The sequence below is a fragment of the Desulfomicrobium orale DSM 12838 genome, assembly GCF_001553625.1.
GTDB classification, from domain to species: Bacteria; Desulfobacterota; Desulfovibrionia; order Desulfovibrionales; family Desulfomicrobiaceae; genus Desulfomicrobium; species Desulfomicrobium orale.
In genome coordinates this window covers 1,034,374-1,049,747 of record NZ_CP014230.1, presented here as the reverse complement: position 1 = coordinate 1,049,747, position 15,374 = coordinate 1,034,374, and the positions used below count along the sequence as shown (strand labels likewise).

Sequence of the window (15,374 nt, the reverse complement as noted above, 5' to 3'; positions counted from 1 at the left end):
TTCTCCTGTCTGGTGAAAGCAGCATGTCCGCTATTGCGAAGGCAGGCCAGTTACAAGTACATGGAGCCGTTATCGAATGTCCAAGATTGTCTGTAGGTTACGTTATCTCGTGCCCTTGGGAGACGTGGAACCTGACTTGAATTTACATGGAACAAGGATGCGAACATTTCTTAGAGTTTTCTGGATGGCGGCCGTTGTCTGCGCGCTGGCCGCGGCGGCCCAGGCCGGAGCCCGCGAGGATTACCAGCGCGGCCTGTCCTCCTTCAAGGCTTTACTGGCCAATGAAAAACGGGCCGCCCTGCGGGACGAATGGCTCGGAACGGCGGCGTTTTTCGAGAAATCCCTGGGCGGGGACGCGCGGGGGGAAAGTGCTCCCAAGTGCATGTATTTCCTGGGCCGCTGCCATGAAGAGCTGGGCAAGCGGTCTTTCCTGAAAGCCGACCGCCAGAACGCCCTGGCCGCCTTCGACCGGATGCTCAAGGCTTTTCCCAGGCACTCCTGGGCCGACGACTCCCTGTACCGGAAGGGGCTGATCATGCTGGAGCAGGCCGGGGATACGGACGCGGCCCGGAAAATTTTCCAGGATGTGATCGACCATTACCCCAAAGGGGACATGGCCCCTGAAGCCAGAAAGCATCTGGAAACCCTGGGCGGGAAAAGCGGGAAAAAGGACACCGTCCAGGCCGGCAAGAAAGCTTCGGCGAAATCCGCCCGCTCCGGCGGGACGCCCGCCCGGCTGAACGGCATTCGGCACTGGTCGGGCCAGGAATATACGCGGGTGGTGCTGGATCTGGACCGGGAGGTCGCCTACGAGCGTACCCTCGAAGAACAGGGAGGAAACAAGGAGCTGCGCATCTCCCTCCCGGGGACGACGGTGGCCGCGGATGTCATGCGTGCACGCAACGTGGGGGACGGCACTCTGGCCCAGATCCGTGTGGGCGAAGGCGGCGGCCGCACCCTTGTCACGGTGGACCTTTTGCGGGCGGGCAATTACCGGGTTTTCGCCCTGCCGGACCCGTACCGGGTGGTCATCGACGTCTATGCGGACTCCGGAGCCGGAGAGTCCGGCCCGGACGCCGCCGGAACGGACCATGTGCGGGACACGCTGGAAGAGCTTCAGCGCGAACAGAAATCTGCTCCAGCCAGAGAAGAGACGGCCGCCAAAGGCTCCCAGAAAGGCGGGAAGCGGGGGGGTGCGGCTGACGCTCGGGCATCGAAATCCGGCCAGCCGGCCCTGGTGCCCAGCGCAAAACAGAAGAAGTATTCCGGCTCCCTCATGGAACAGCTCGGGCTGAAAGTGCGCACCGTCATGATCGATGCCGGTCACGGAGGAAAGGATCCGGGAGCCATCGCCAACGGCGTGCGGGAGAAGGACGTCAATCTGCGCATGGCCAGAATCATGGGCAACATGCTCCAGGCTCAGGGCTTCAAGGTGCTCTACACGCGGACCACGGACAAGTTCATCCCGCTGGAGGAACGAACGGCCCTGGCCAACGCCAAAGGCGCGGACCTGTTCATCTCCATCCACTGCAACGCCTACAAGGACCCGAGGATTCACGGACTGGAGGTCTATTATCTGAACCTGGCAACAGACGCCCAGGCCGTGCGCGTCGCCGCGCGGGAGAACGGAGTTTCGGCGAAGAAAATCAGCGACATGCAGTTCATCCTTTCGGACCTGATGCTCAATTCCAAAATCAATGAATCCCGCCAGATGGCCGCCCTGGTGGAAAAGGAAGTCATGCGCGGCGTGGGGCCCCGGTACAAGATATCCAGCCACGGCTCCAAGGGCGCGTTTTTCTATGTGCTGACCGGAGCCCGGATGCCATCCGTCCTGGTGGAACTCGGTTACCTGACCAATCCGAAGGAAGCGGCGCACCTTGATTCCGACGAATACCTCACGGCCATGGCCAGAGGGCTGGTCAACGGCATCATGGCCTATAAGAAGAAACTGGAACGGTATTCGGGATGACGCCTCCCGTCCGCCACGCCGCCGTTTCCGGATGCGTCTTTTTCGCTGGCACCCCTAATGAGCGGCTCATGCCGGAGCGTACGGCATGATTTTTCCTTTGGGGTCGGTGGTCAACGCCCTGGCCATTGTCATCGGGGCGGTCGTCGGGCTTCTGCTGCACGGCCGGTTGCCCGAGAACATGCGCAGAATCGTCTTTCAGGGGCTGGGGCTTTGTGTCGTGGTCATCGGCATGCAGATGGCCCTGCGGGGAGAAAATTTTCTGCCCGTGGCCCTGAGCGTGCTGATGGGCGGCATCCTCGGCGAGTATCTCCGGCTGGAGGAGCGTTTCTCCGCACTGGCCGGGCGGCTCAAGGCTCTTTTGCACTCGGGCAATGCCCGGTTCGTGGAGGGGCTGGTCAACGCCTCGCTCATCTACTGCATCGGAGCCATGGCCATACTGGGCTCCTTTGACGAAGGCATCCGGGGCGATCATTCCATCCTGTTCACCAAATCCCTCCTGGACGGCTTCGCCGCCATCGCCCTGGCCTCGACATACGGTTCCGGCGTGCTCTTCGCGGCTGTTCCGGTACTTCTCTATCAGGGAACGCTGACGGTCTTCGCCGGTTTCTTCCAGCCCTGGTTTTCGGAATATCTCATCGCCCAACTCACCGCCACAGGCGGCGTGCTGGTGCTGGGCATCGGCATCAACCTGCTGGGTGTCACGACCATCCGCCTCTCCAGCCTGCTGCCGTCCCTTGCGGTCATCGTGCCCTTGTCTCTCTTTTAGGAGCGGCGGCGGGGTCTCACATTTGAATCAGTGGCGCGGCCCTGCCCGGATACGCTGGGGATGCGGCTCCATTTTCGGCCGGGATGCATGTCAGACGCATAGGCGGATCAGCTTTCCATTTTTCTCTGAAAATCCTGATATCTTCCGGCATATGGCGGATGTCCGAAAAACGCCGAACCCGAGACCAGCACGTCCGCACCCAGATCCGACAGCTCGCGGGCATTGTCCAGAGTCACGCCGCCGTCCACCTGGATCAGAGTGGACAGGCCTCTCTCCCGGATCATCTTTGAAAGAGCGGCGATTTTCTCCTTGCAGAAAGGAATGAACTTCTGGCCGCCGAAGCCCGGATTGACGCTCATGACGAGCACCATGTCCAGCTGCGGCAGCAGATATTCGGCGACGTTCAGGGGCGTGGCCGGATTGAGGGCCAGACCGGTCTGCATGCCCGCCTCGCGGATGGCGCTGATGGTGCGTTCCAGATGCACGCCGGTTTCGGCGTGCACGCAGAGCAGGTCGGCTCCGGCGTCGGCGAACTCCCGGATGTAGCGTTCGGGATGGTCGATCATCAGATGCACATCGAAAAAAAGCTTGGACGAAGCCCGCAAAGCCTTGATGACCGGCGGGCCGAAGGTGATGTTGGGCACGAACAGACCGTCCATGACATCCCAATGCACCCACTCAAGCCCAGCCGCTTCCAGAGCCTCAAGCTCGCCCCGCAGGTTGCCGAAATCCGCCGACAGCAGCGACGGAGACAGGATGAATCGGCGCATTATTCCTCCCGGTCCCCCATTTTGAAGTCCACTTGAATTTTGTACACCTTGTCGGCGGGCAGGTTCAAAATGGCGATGCCGGTCTTTCGGGTGATTGCGGCCAGAGTCTCCTGCACATTCTCCCAGGACGGCCCGATGAAAGTGAACCAGAAATTCTGGCGATGGGCGCGCAGATAGCTGTGGGTCACGCCGGGCAGCCGGTTCACCTCGGCACTGAATTCTTCCATGCGATCCTCGGGCACGCGGGCCGCGCACAGGGTGGAGTGCCAGCCCAGCCGGGCCGACTGGAAATTGGCCCCGATGCGGCGGATGACTCCTTTTTCCGTGAGTGCCCGGACCCTGGCCAGGGTTTCGGCCTCGGTCAGCCCCACCTGTTCGCCGATGGCGGCGTAAGGGCGGCTTTCCAGCGGGAATCTGGTCTGTATGATATCCAGAATTTTCTTGTCGTGGGCGTCCATCATTCCTCCGCGGCCTTGCGGGGCAGATAGGTGCACAGGGGCTCCTCGGCCATGTAGTTGTCGTTCATGGAATGGGCCCTGGCCCGGCAGCCGCCGCAGACCCTGTGGTATTCGCAGACCCCGCACTTGCCCTCGTATTCCTTCTGGCTGCGGAACTGCCTGAACTGTCTGGAAGAGCGCCAGATCTCCGGAAAGGGGGTGTCGCGGACGTTACCGCAGTCCAGCTCCAGATAGCCGCAGGGCTGCACTTGCCCCACATGGGAGATGAAGCAGAAGCCCGTGCCGCCCAGACAGCCGCGGGTCATGGCGTCCAATCCGAAATTTTCGGGAGTGACGGGTACGCCTTCCTCCCTGGCCCGCTGGCGCATGATGCGGTAATAATGCGGGGCACAGGTGGCCTTGAGATGCATTTTCGTGGTCTTGCGGAAATCGTAGAACCAGTTCAGCACGTCTTCGTACTCCCCGGCCGTGATCACCTCCGCGCCGAGCTTTGCGGCCCGGCCCGTGGGTACCAGCAGGAAAATATGCCAGGCCGCCGCGCCCAGCCGCTCGCACAGGTCGAAAATCTGCCTGAAACTGCCCAGATTGGCGCGGGTGACGGTCGTGTTGATCTGAAACTCCAGCCCGGCCTCCTTCAGATGGCGGATGCCGCGCATGGAAGCATCGAAGGCGCCGGGTACACCGCGAAAGTCGTCATGACTGGCCGCGTCCGGGCCGTCTATGGAGATGGAACATCGTTTGACCCCGGCCTCGCGGATAAGGACCGCGGTTTCCGGAGTGATCAGCGTCCCGTTGGGAGACATGACGCAGCGCAGGCCCTTGTCCGTGGCGTAGCGCATGAGCTCGTACACATCCGGACGCATCATGGGATCGCCGCCGGTGAAAATGATGATGGGAGTGCCCACCTCCGGAAAAGTGTCGATGAGGGCCTTGGCTTCGGCATTGCTCAGCTCGCCCTCGTAGGGCTCCAGATGGGCTTCCGCCCGGCAGTGCTTGCAGGCCAGATTGCAGGATCTGGTCACTTCCCAGGCAATGAGCTTGCAGGCCGGAGTGCCGTCGGCCAGGGTTCTGACCATGCCCTGCCCCGTTCCATGCGGGTGCCCGCCCGGTCCGTGAGGATGGGCCGTCTGGTGCGGATGCCCGGCCATCAGAAATGCCCCGCCTCGAGCAGATCCTGCGCGAAATATGTGAGAATGAGGTCCGCCCCGGCCCGTTTGAGCCCGATGAGGCTTTCCAGGGCCACAGCGGTTTCGTCGATCCAGCCGTTCATGGCCGCGGCCTTGATCTGGCTGTACTCGCCGCTGACCTGATACGCGCCCACGGGCACGTCGAAACTGTCCCGGACCTGCCGGATGATGTCCAGATACGGCAGGCCGGGTTTGACCATGATGATGTCCGCACCCTCGTCAATGTCCGCCGCCGCTTCGCGCAGACCTTCGCGGGCGTTGGCCGGATCCATCTGATAGGTTTTGCGATTGCCGAATCTGGGCGCGCCCTCGGCCGCATCGCGGAACGGGCCGTAAAAGGACGAAGCGTATTTCACGGCATAGGACATGATGGGCGTGTTCTGGAAACCGGCCTTGTCCAGGGCGGTCCGGATGGCCGCCACGCGGCCGTCCATCATGTCCGATGGCGCGATGATGTCAGCCCCGGCCCGGGCCTGGGAAACGGCGGCGGCGGCCAGCAGTTCCAAAGTAGAGTCGTTTTCGATCTCTCCCTGCGGCGTCACCAGACCGCAATGCCCGTGGGAGGTGTATTCACACAGGCAGGTATCGGCCACGACCATGACTTCCGGCCAGTTGTCCTTGATCCGCCGGATGGCCTGCTGCACGATGCCGTCATCGGCTCCCGCCTGAGAGCCCTCGGGGTCCTTGTGCCTGGGCACGCCGAAAAGAATGAGGGCCTTCAGGCCGGCGTCCACCGCGCCGCCCACTTCAATCATCAGTTCGTCGAGCCCCAGCTGGAACTGGCCGGGCATGGATGGAATTTCGCGCCGCAGGCCGGGGTCGGACTCCACCACAAAATAAGGCTGGATCAGATCCTCATTCGATAAACGGGTTTCCCGGACCAGGTTGCGCATGGTGCGGGAAGAACGAAGTCTGCGACCGCGATGAAATGCATACATAGGATCACATCCTTAAATGTTGGAGAAGATATATCCAGGAAAAATAAAATAGATTTATTTTAATATGTTATGCGAAAAAGCTGCTATCTTTCAAATTTGCCTACCTTATCAGGGCTCAATCCGGTGGTCCAGACTTGGGTGCATCTACAGTACATGCCAGTATATCACGAATGTAATATAAGACCCTTCTGCAGGGCATACTGGATAAGCTCATAAATATTTTTGAGGTGTAGCTTCTGCATGAAAGAGGCGCGGTGCTTTTCCACCGTGCGGGGGCTGAGGAAAAGCTTTTTGGCTATCTGCTTGGTGGTCAGGCCGGATGCAACCATGATCAGGACCTCCAGCTCCCGCTCGGATAGGCCGTCACATTCCTTGCCTTGACCTCGGCCGAGATAGCCGCTGATCATGTCGGTCTCAATTTCAGGGCTCAGAAAGTACTGCCCCTTATGCACGGCCCTGATGGCCGAGAGAATATCTTCTACAGCCGAGGCCTTGAGCACATAGCCCCGCACGCCCTCTCTAAGCGCCTGCTGCAAGAGCACCTCGCGTCTGTGCATGGAAAAGAGCACAATCTGCATGGTTGGCAGAAGACGACGCAGCTCCGGTACAAGTTCAATGCCCGAGATACCCGGCATAGAAATATCCAGTACCAGCACATGTGGTCTCAGCTTACGAGCTCTCTCCAGTACTTCGCCGCCGTGACAGGCCTCGCCGACGACTTCCATGTCGGGCTCGCCCTTGATGAGACGGCTGGCCCCTGCCCGGACGATAGCGTGATCGTCGGCGATCATTACCCGGATCCTGTCGCTCATACCGCCTCCAAGCAACCACTCAGTTTTTAGGGTGTGTTTGCAAACTATTTGATCCAAATCATTGAAGCTGCCAGGTAAACGAAAGAAAGAAAAGTCTGGGCAAGCTTTTCATAACGTGTTGCCACTCTGCGGTACTCTTTGATTTTACTGAAAAAGCATTCAACAAGGTGCCGTTCCTTATAAAGATGCCGATCATACCGACGAGGTGTTTTACGATTTGAGCGTGGAGGAATAACTACGGTACAGCCTTTTGCTTCAAGGAGTTGAACCAATGGCTCGCTGTCATAACCTTTATCGGCAATAACAGTACAATTGCAAACCCCTTCGAGTAATTGTGGCGCAACACTGACATCCGCACATTCACCTCCTGTAAGGAAAAACGATACAGGATTGCCGAGCGCGTCTACCTGTGCATGCAGCTTGGAGGTAAAACCTCCGCGACTGCGGCCCAGAGCTTGTCTGTGCTGCCCCCTTTTGCGCCAGCCGAATGTTTGTGGGCATGGATGTACGTACCGTCAATCATCACCGCTTCGAGATCGGGGTCAGACGCCAGAGCGAGAAAGACTGCTTTCCAGGATCCTTTTATCTGCCAACGCCGAAAGCGGGAATACACGGCATTCCATGACCCATACTCTTTCGGCAGGGCCCTCCAGGGAGCCCCGGTGCGCAGCAGCCAGATGATTGCATTTATGAATGTTCGTTTATCTTTGGCCGGACGGCCGCCTTTGGGCGAACCCTCAAGCGGCAGAACGGGCTCAAGCCGTTGCCAGGTTTCATCGGAAATATCGGTATAACACATGTCCAAAAGCTACACCAAACCACGCTGGTTATAAAGTTTGCAAACACACCCTAGTATCTCGATAGAGCAGCGGTAAAAAGACGATAATGACACAGCCCTCGCCTGGGCGCGAAACCACCTTCATATCTCCTTCCACGGCCAGCACGCGGGCGCGCATACCCAAAAGGCCAATGCCGCTATATTCGTGGGTCTGGTCCAAAAGACTTTCGGCGTCAAAGCCCCTGCCATTGTCGCCCAAATACAGATAAACCCTGTCATCCCGTACGGAAAGCTCTATCCGAGCTTCTGTAGCCTTAGAGTGACGTACGATATTGGAAAGCCCTTCCTGCAAGATGCGATAACAAGTCACTTCGATACGTTGGTGCAGCCGTCGTTCAGGCAGATCCACTGTATAGATCAGTCGGATGCCACTATGACGTTCGGCCATCTCGCCCAGCAAAGCCGGAGCCTCAGTCGCCAGCCCTAGGCGCTCTAGCACCACCGGAAACTGCCCAGCCGCCGTACGGCGGATGCTGTCGCCAAAACTTTTGGCTTGGTCAATCATCTGCTCACACAGGTCGAGGGCTTCGGCATCGTCACGTTTGAGCATCGTCTTAAGTGAATGCAGACCAAAGAGTAGCCCTGTCACACTCTGGCCAAATTCATCATGCAGGTCGTGGCCGAGGCGCTTGCGCTCTTCCTCGTTGCCATCCACTAGGCGGCGAGTGAGGTAACGGATCTGCTTTTCGGCTTCCATACGTTCGGCCACTTCGCGCTTGAGTTCACTGCGGCTGGTCTGCAGATAGGCCGATGCCTGATTCAGGGCCTTGGCCATATGCCCTAGCTCGTCCCCCGAAAAAACCGAAATGGGCAAAAAAGTATCACTGTAGAGACGGCTGATGCCCTCCATAATTGCATCCAACTGGCGGAAAATGAGACGTGAAAGTAGCACCGCTGTAAAGCCGCCAATGAGCATCGCTCCTAAGGTATAGAGTATGCCCTTGTCACGCAATGAGCGCAGATAACTTGCCGTCCCCTGCAGGTCCATGCCCACTAATACCCAGCCCACATGGTTGCTCTGGGTGATAAGTGGAGCCGCCGCATGAGTACAGGAGGGAGCGCTGCGCCAGATGTGCGCCTCCAGCTTAGAGCTGCGCAACAACGCAACCGATTCGGCATCGTTCAAAAAACTCCCCACCCGACTTTTTTCGGTATGGGCCAGCACTTGGCCCGAGGTGTCTATCACACAGGCATAACCGGCCTTAGTCAGCTGAGCACTGGCCTGCAAAACTTCATCCATACCCATCAAGTCTTCTGCCAGCACCCAGGAAAGCACGTTCTCGGCCATGAGGCTGGCAAAATTGAGCGCAGAGCTGCGATCTTCATGTAACAGAAATTCCCGCTGCCTGAAAAAGGTATCGCCCACAAAAAAGCCCATGAGCACCAAATGCACAAGCGTCATGCTGAGGATAAGCTTGTTCCTGATACTGATGGAGTAGGGCTGGTCAGGACTGCTGGCGTTCATCCAGATACTGCTCCTCATTGGGGAAGGCCTTGCGATAGCACTCCATGAAATTTCGTACCGGCTTTACATAATCGTCGTTATTACTGGCTTTAAAACCCGAGATGGACAGGCGTTGCAGGATGGCGCGCCCTTCCGGCGAGGCCGGAAGACCCAACAGGATATTCATAATGTGCTGTACATGCGCTTCGGGCATGCTGGTACGGATAGCGATACCGTTGTTGACAAGCGGAGGCGTACGCCAAACCACATGTAGCCTGCGACCCAGCTCTGGTCGTTCCTTGAGGAAAAGCTCCCAAGGCATGGGCCAAGTGCCAGCCAGATCGGCCTTGCCCAGATAGACATTCATGATGGCGGACTCCTGCGAGCCACTGTAGATGATGTTTATCTGAGAGAAATCAGCCCCCTGTTCATGCAGATAGAGTCTAGGCATTAAGGTGGCGGCAAGAGCTGTGGGTGCAGGGAAAACCATGTTGTAGCCGACAAGGGCGGCAGCGTTGGTCGGGACAAAGTCATCACGAGCGATGATGATACCGTAGAAGCGATCGTCATCACCCATCTTGCCAACCACTCGGTAGCCGTATCCGAGGCTCCAGACAGTTTGGAGCGGATTACCCAGAATCAGGTCGAATTCCTGCATGAGGATCCGCTTCTCAAAACTTTGGTAATCGCGTGCAGCAATGAGGCGTACGCTGAAGTCCTTGGCTTCGCGGTTGATGATATCAATGATGGGTTGGAAGTTGACAAAGAGTCGCTGAGGATTGTGCAGAGGATGTACAGCAAAGCGGTAGATGGGCAGTTCCTGCCGCAGAGGGGGAGCGGAACCATAGGTGGGCAGGTTGATCTCGGCATCGGTGGGGGGAGCAGGTGAAACAGGCCAGAGCAGATAGAGAGGCAGCATCGCCAAACCGACGGACAACGCTGCAAGGCGAAAAAAAGCAATCTTATGCGCAAATCTTATAGTCATATGCTTATGCCCCATAGATTCCGCAAGCAGGAAGTATCTATAATCAAGCACGCTTTTGCTCAAGATGCTATGGGTATCTTACCCCTACTGTATGGGGGTATATTCGCATGGGCGGTTCCAGAGTCTACCTCGGAACATCGGCCTCTTCTTGTACATTTTGGGGGCATTACCGACTGGTTTGCCAAAGCCGCAGCGTCCTACTGTGGCGGCAGCATCCTTTACAGGGGTTCCGCCGCCCAGGTGGCCAAACCGGACTTTTTGCGCCAAGGAGACATCATGCTCGATCCCAAAAAACATGCCGACTGGGAAATAGCCTGGGAAGCTGAAAAAAACATGAAAACTATCCACCACATCGCCGAAGTTCTGGGCTTGGAAAAAAACGAGCTCCTGCCCTACGGTCACTATATGGGCAAGGTGGATTTCCGCGCTGTGCTGGATCGGCTAGGTGACCGACCCAACGGCAAATACGTGGATGTGACCGCCATCACCCCTACCCCCCTTGGCGAGGGTAAATCCACGACTACCATCGGTCTTGTGCAGGGCTTAGGACGGCGGGGCAAGCGCTCTAGCGCCGCCATCCGGCAGCCTTCGGGTGGCCCCACCATGGGCGTCAAGGGCTCGGCCGCAGGCGGTGGCCTTTCCCAGTGCATCCCGCTCACCCAGTATTCTCTGGGTTTTACCGGCGACATCAACGCCGTCATGAATGCTCACAATCTGGCCATGGTAGCCCTGACCTCACGCATGCAGCATGAACGCAACTACAATGATGAAAAATTGCTGTCTCTTTCCAAAATGCCGCGCCTGAACATCGACCCCGCCAATGTCAACATGGGCTGGGTCATCGACTTCTGCTGCCAAGCCCTGCGTAACGTCATTATCGGCATCGACGGTATCAACGGCAAGAGTGACGGCTTTATGATGCGTTCGCGCTTTGATATCGCCGTTTCGAGCGAAGTCATGGCCATCTTGGCCATCGTTAAGGACTTGGCCGACATGCGCCGTCGCATGGGAAAAATTATCGTGGCCTATGATCGCGACGGCAAACCCGTCACCACCGCCGACTTGGAAGTGGATGGCGCTATGACCGCCTGGATGATGGAGGCCATCAACCCCAACATCATCCAGACTATCGAAGGCCAGCCGGTCTTCGTACATGCCGGCCCTTTCGCTAATATCGCCATTGGTCAGAGCTCGGTCATCGCGGACCGTATCGGGCTGAAGCTCAGCGAATATCATGTGACTGAATCTGGCTTTGGGGCGGACATTGGTTACGAGAAATTCTGGAACCTTAAATGCCATTACAGCGGGCTCACTCCAGATGCCGCCGTTATCGTGACCACAGTACGCGCGCTGAAAAGCCACGGCGGCGCCCCCCTACCCGTACCCGGCCGTCCGCTACCATCGGAATATTCCAAGGAACATGTGGGCTTTGTGGAAAAAGGTTGCTGTAACCTTCTACATCACATCCGCACAGTGAAGAAATCCGGCGTATCGCCGGTGGTCTGCATCAATGCCTTCGTCACCGATACTAAAGCCGAAATAGTTAAAATCCGCGAACTCTGCGAAGCCGAAGGTGCGCGGGTGGCGCTTTCCACCCACTGGGAGCACGGTGGCGAGGGCGCACTGGAACTAGCCGAGGCTGTCGTCGACGCCTGCGCCGAGAAGACCAAGTTTGTCCCGCTCTACGACTGGGAGATGCCCTTCAAGGAACGCATCGAATTGGTAGCCCGCGAAATCTACGGGGCCAATGGGGTAGACTTCAGTGCCGAGGCTGAAAAAAAGCTTACGAGCATCCAAAAACGCGACGACGCCATGAAACTCGGTCTCTGCATGGTCAAGACCCATCTCTCCCTATCCGACGATCCCAGCCGTAAAGGCGTGCCTGAGGATTGGCGCCTGCATGTGCGCGACGTGCTTATTTACGGCGGCGCGGGCTTCGTGGTGCCTGTGGCGGGCAGTATCAGCCTAATGCCAGGCACAGGTTCCAATCCCTCTTTCCGGCGGGTGGATGTGGACACCGAAACCGGCCGCGTCAGCGGTATCTTCTAGGAGAGGAAGAGATGACAGCGACGATCATCGATGGTCTGGCACTCAGTCAAAACATATTAGAAGAGCTGCGAGTCGAAGTTGCCCAGATGCGAGCCAAGCATGGCCAAGCCCCAGGCTTGGTGACTATCCTTGTGGGGGACAACCCGGCTTCGGCCAGCTATGTGAGCCGCAAGGTCAAGACCGCGCATTCTCTGGGCTTCCATGAAGTGCAAGACAACCGTCCAGCCGACATTAGCGAGGCAGATCTATTGGCGCTCATCGAGCACTACAATGCCGACCCTGCCATCCACGGCATCCTGGTCCAGCTGCCCCTGCCCAAGCATATTGATGAGAGGCGGGTGCTTCTGGCTATTGATCCTGACAAGGACGTGGATGGCTTCCACCCTATGAATCTGGGCAGACTGTTCATCGGTGGCGAGGCTGTGACCTTTTTGCCTTGCACCCCGGCAGGTATCCAAGAAATACTGATACGCACGGGAGTGCAGCTGAATGGAGCCGAAGTAGTGGTGGTAGGCCGCTCCAACATCGTGGGCAGGCCCATTGCCGTGATGCTGGGGCATAAGGGACGCGGAGGCAACGCCACTGTAACCTTGACTCACACCGGCACCAAGGATTTGGCCTCGCATTGCCGCCGGGCCGATGTGCTCATTGTGGCCGCCGGGTCGGCGGGATTAGTCAGACCGGACTGGATCAAACCCGGAGCCACAGTCATCGACGTGGGCGTAAACCGGCTGGGCTTCAACCAAAAGACCGGCAAGGCCGTCCTTTCTGGCGATGTGGACTTCGAGGCGGCCTCGGCCGTAGCAGGCAAGATAACTCCTGTACCCGGTGGAGTAGGCCCCATGACCATCGCCATGCTCATGAAGAACACCATGCGCTCAGCCTGGAAGCATCTGGAGGGTCAAGATGGCCACACCGCCTCTTGCCATCAGCCTTGAACGCCTGGGGAAAACCATGCAAGCCAAGGCGCTCCTGCCCACAACTCGGATATGGCTTTTGGCCATGCTGGGTGGGGCTTATATTGCCCTTGCGGGTTTTGCTTCTACTGTAGCGGCCTGTAATCTGCTCGCCTCGCCCGATAGCTACGGTCTCGGACGGTGCGTGGCAGGACTGCTCTTCCCGGTGGGGCTTATACTCATCATCGTGGGAGGAGGGGAATTGTTTACCGGTAACTGCATGATGACGGAGGCCGTGCGGCGCAAGCTGCTCAACCCCGTCGACATGTTACGCAACTGGTTGCTGGTCTATCTGGGAAACTTTACAGGGGCCGTACTTGTGGCCGGGCTCCTCTTCCTTTCAGGTCTGTTCGTCTCCGGCAAAGGGCAGGTAGCGACGGCCATCATCAAAACAGCCGTGGATAAGGCTAAGCTTGGGGGGCTGGAGGCCCTCATCCTGGGCATCTTCTGCAACTGGCTGGTATGCTTGGCGATATGGCTGGCCTCTCGTTCTGAAAAGGCGGCACACAAGGCTTTTCTGCTCTTTTTCCCCATCTGGCTTTTCGTGACCAGTGGCTACGAACATTCAGTAGCCAATATGTATTATTTGAGCGCGGGCCTGCTGGCCGTGCTGGACCCACCCACGCTGGCGGCCTCAGGCCTTGAGCCCGGTATAGTCGAAGCCCTCGGCGTCATGGCTTTAACTCGGAACATGTGTTTCGTCACCCTGGGCAATATCGTGGGAGGAGCCATTTTCGTAGCCGGGGCCTATGCCCTTGCCTATGGGCAGGACATCCCCTGAAACACGATATCGTTCCTTTTCCTCCTCAAGGCCGTCGCAAGCATTGCGGCGGCCTTCGCATTTTTCGCCAGAACATGGGTAATCTCCCCCCATTTTCCTGCGTAATACTGCTGCAGAAAGATGGCATTCAGTCCTTGCAGTTTGGGTGATACCGCGACTGTTAAAAATTTCCGGAAAGCGCATAAGTGGTATCACAGTAATAAAGCTCCGTCCCGGGGCAATGACAACACCAAACCTTTGAGGAGGTCTGCATGAAACTGCTTCATCTTCTCACCTTGGCCCTGGCTCTGGTTTTTCCCCCTATGCTGACAACTCCCAATGCTTCGGCAGCGGAAAAGATCGTGGTAGGCTACCAGCCCTATGACACCATTTCTTATTCCGCCGCTGTCATCCGTGACAAGGAACTGTGGAAAAAATACCTGCCTGCGGGCACCGAAGTGCAATTTGAAGGGGCCCTCCAAGGTTCTATCATCGTGAATTCCATGGTAGCCGGCAAGCAGGTCATCGGCTACTTAGGTGACATGCCCGCCGTGGTCTGTACCACCAAGACCAACATCGCCCCCATCAAGCTGGTGGCCAGTCTGGGTCTTTCTGCCGGACAGCGCTGCAACGTCATTATGGTGCGCCCCGACGCACCCAAGTTCACCAGCCCTGAAGAAGCCGTAAGGTGGCTTGACGGCAAGACCGTGGCCACCCCCAAAGGTAGCTGTGCCGAACGCTTCCTGCGTACCGTCATGCAGAAGACCGGCATCAAGCCCAAGCAGATTTTGAATCAGTCGTTGGAAGTCATCGCCACCAACTTCCGCGTCAAGAAGATTGACGCCGCCGTGCTGTGGGAGCCTACCGTCAGTCGCATCGGCGACCTAGCCGGTGAAGGTGTCGCCCGCGTTGTGGCCACCGGCTACAACTACAACACCCCTGATGCGGGCTTCATCGCCATGCGCGCCGATTTTGTGAAGCAGTATCCCGAAATCGCCAAAGGCTGGCTGAAGGCCGAACTAGAGGCCCAACGCTTCCTGATGGATCCGGCCAACTGGGAAGAAGTGGGCAACATCGTTGCCAAGCAGGCCACCGGCCTCACCCCGTTGATGAGCTGGTTCTCGCTGTACGGTGCCATTCCCACCGAATGTGGCGGCGCGCCCGAACGCGATACCAAGCCCTTTGTCTTCACCAAGCCCGTGCATGAGCTCTTGGATTCTACCTATACATTCCTGCACGAAACCAAGGTCATCAACGTGGGGAAAGCTCCCGAAGGTGCCATCGACGATTCCATCGCCCGCGCGGTGGCCGCTGAAATGAATGTGACCACCCCGATGGGAGTGATCATCCCCAAAAATATCTACGACGGGCCCAAGAAGTAGTCCCGTCCACCGTGTGGCGGCGGGGTTTCCTGCCCCGCTGCCACACCCGGCACCTCAAGC

14 protein-coding genes are annotated in these 15,374 nt (G+C 57.9%); 6 read left to right on the top strand and 8 right to left on the bottom strand.

Annotated features, from left to right (window positions below):
* The first annotated feature begins 157 nt into the window (after nt 1-157).
* Nucleotides 158-1,969: an N-acetylmuramoyl-L-alanine amidase gene (locus AXF15_RS04780; RefSeq protein ID WP_236884830.1), complete on the top strand. Its 1,812-nt coding sequence runs from the start codon at nt 158-160 to the stop codon at nt 1,967-1,969.
* Between the two features lie 85 nt (nt 1,970-2,054).
* Nucleotides 2,055-2,735: a DUF554 domain-containing protein gene (locus tag AXF15_RS04775; protein WP_066604015.1), complete on the top strand. Its 681-nt coding sequence runs from the start codon at nt 2,055-2,057 to the stop codon at nt 2,733-2,735.
* 107 nt (nt 2,736-2,842) lie between these two features.
* On the opposite strand, the gene rpe is transcribed toward AXF15_RS04775, so the two are convergent.
* The 8 genes from rpe to AXF15_RS04735 all read right to left on the bottom strand — a co-directional run bounded on the left by rpe (nt 2,843) and on the right by AXF15_RS04735 (nt 10,230).
* Nucleotides 2,843-3,505 carry a ribulose-phosphate 3-epimerase gene (gene rpe, locus AXF15_RS04770; protein WP_066604012.1) on the bottom strand — a complete coding sequence of 221 codons (663 nt, stop codon included), beginning with the start codon at nt 3,503-3,505 and terminating at the stop codon, nt 2,843-2,845.
* On the bottom strand, nt 3,505-3,963 hold the full coding sequence (gene ahbA, locus AXF15_RS04765) for a siroheme decarboxylase subunit alpha (protein ID WP_066604009.1): 459 nt from the start codon (nt 3,961-3,963) through the stop codon (nt 3,505-3,507). Before ahbA ends, rpe begins: the two co-directional genes overlap by 1 nt.
* On the bottom strand, nt 3,963-5,111 hold the full coding sequence (gene ahbD / locus AXF15_RS04760) for a heme b synthase (protein WP_066604005.1): 1,149 nt from the start codon (nt 5,109-5,111) through the stop codon (nt 3,963-3,965). The genes ahbA and ahbD overlap by 1 nt, the downstream gene beginning before the upstream one ends.
* The gene (gene hemB / locus AXF15_RS04755; RefSeq protein WP_066604002.1) at nt 5,111-6,088 is read right to left on the bottom strand and encodes a porphobilinogen synthase; all 978 of its coding nucleotides are present in this window, start codon (nt 6,086-6,088) and stop codon (nt 5,111-5,113) included. Before hemB ends, ahbD begins: the two co-directional genes overlap by 1 nt.
* Before the next feature lie 164 nt (nt 6,089-6,252).
* A complete protein-coding gene (locus AXF15_RS04750; RefSeq protein WP_083517868.1) occupies nt 6,253-6,900 on the bottom strand; it encodes a response regulator transcription factor in 648 nt (215 codons plus the stop codon).
* Nucleotides 6,901-6,944: 44 nt separating this feature from the next.
* Nucleotides 6,945-7,699 (bottom strand): IS5 family transposase gene (locus tag AXF15_RS13410; RefSeq protein ID WP_236884815.1). Its coding sequence is split into 2 segments (ribosomal slippage): nt 6,945-7,366 and nt 7,366-7,699, totalling 756 coding nucleotides; the frame shifts between segments, so codons are not numbered across the junction.
* A gap of 28 nt (nt 7,700-7,727) precedes the next feature.
* A complete protein-coding gene (locus AXF15_RS04740) occupies nt 7,728-9,203 on the bottom strand; it encodes a sensor histidine kinase (RefSeq protein WP_066603997.1) in 1,476 nt (491 codons plus the stop codon).
* Complete coding sequence (locus tag AXF15_RS04735; protein WP_151192287.1) at nt 9,184-10,230, bottom strand: phosphate/phosphite/phosphonate ABC transporter substrate-binding protein; 1,047 nt, start codon at nt 10,228-10,230, stop codon at nt 9,184-9,186. Before AXF15_RS04735 ends, AXF15_RS04740 begins: the two co-directional genes overlap by 20 nt.
* Before the next feature lie 210 nt (nt 10,231-10,440).
* Between AXF15_RS04735 and AXF15_RS04730 the strand changes: the two genes are divergently transcribed.
* From AXF15_RS04730 to AXF15_RS04715, 4 genes are all read left to right on the top strand, one after another.
* Nucleotides 10,441-12,216, top strand: a complete 1,776-nt coding sequence (locus AXF15_RS04730) for a formate--tetrahydrofolate ligase (RefSeq protein ID WP_066608680.1) — start codon at nt 10,441-10,443, stop codon at nt 12,214-12,216.
* Between the two features lie 11 nt (nt 12,217-12,227).
* Nucleotides 12,228-13,154, top strand: a complete 927-nt coding sequence (gene folD / locus AXF15_RS04725) for a bifunctional methylenetetrahydrofolate dehydrogenase/methenyltetrahydrofolate cyclohydrolase FolD (RefSeq protein WP_066603990.1) — start codon at nt 12,228-12,230, stop codon at nt 13,152-13,154.
* Nucleotides 13,123-13,953: a formate/nitrite transporter family protein gene (locus AXF15_RS04720; protein ID WP_066603986.1), complete on the top strand. Its 831-nt coding sequence runs from the start codon at nt 13,123-13,125 to the stop codon at nt 13,951-13,953. The genes folD and AXF15_RS04720 overlap by 32 nt, the downstream gene beginning before the upstream one ends.
* A gap of 251 nt (nt 13,954-14,204) precedes the next feature.
* The gene (locus AXF15_RS04715; RefSeq protein ID WP_066603981.1) at nt 14,205-15,314 is read left to right on the top strand and encodes an ABC transporter substrate-binding protein; all 1,110 of its coding nucleotides are present in this window, start codon (nt 14,205-14,207) and stop codon (nt 15,312-15,314) included.
* Nucleotides 15,315-15,374: the final 60 nt, after the last annotated feature.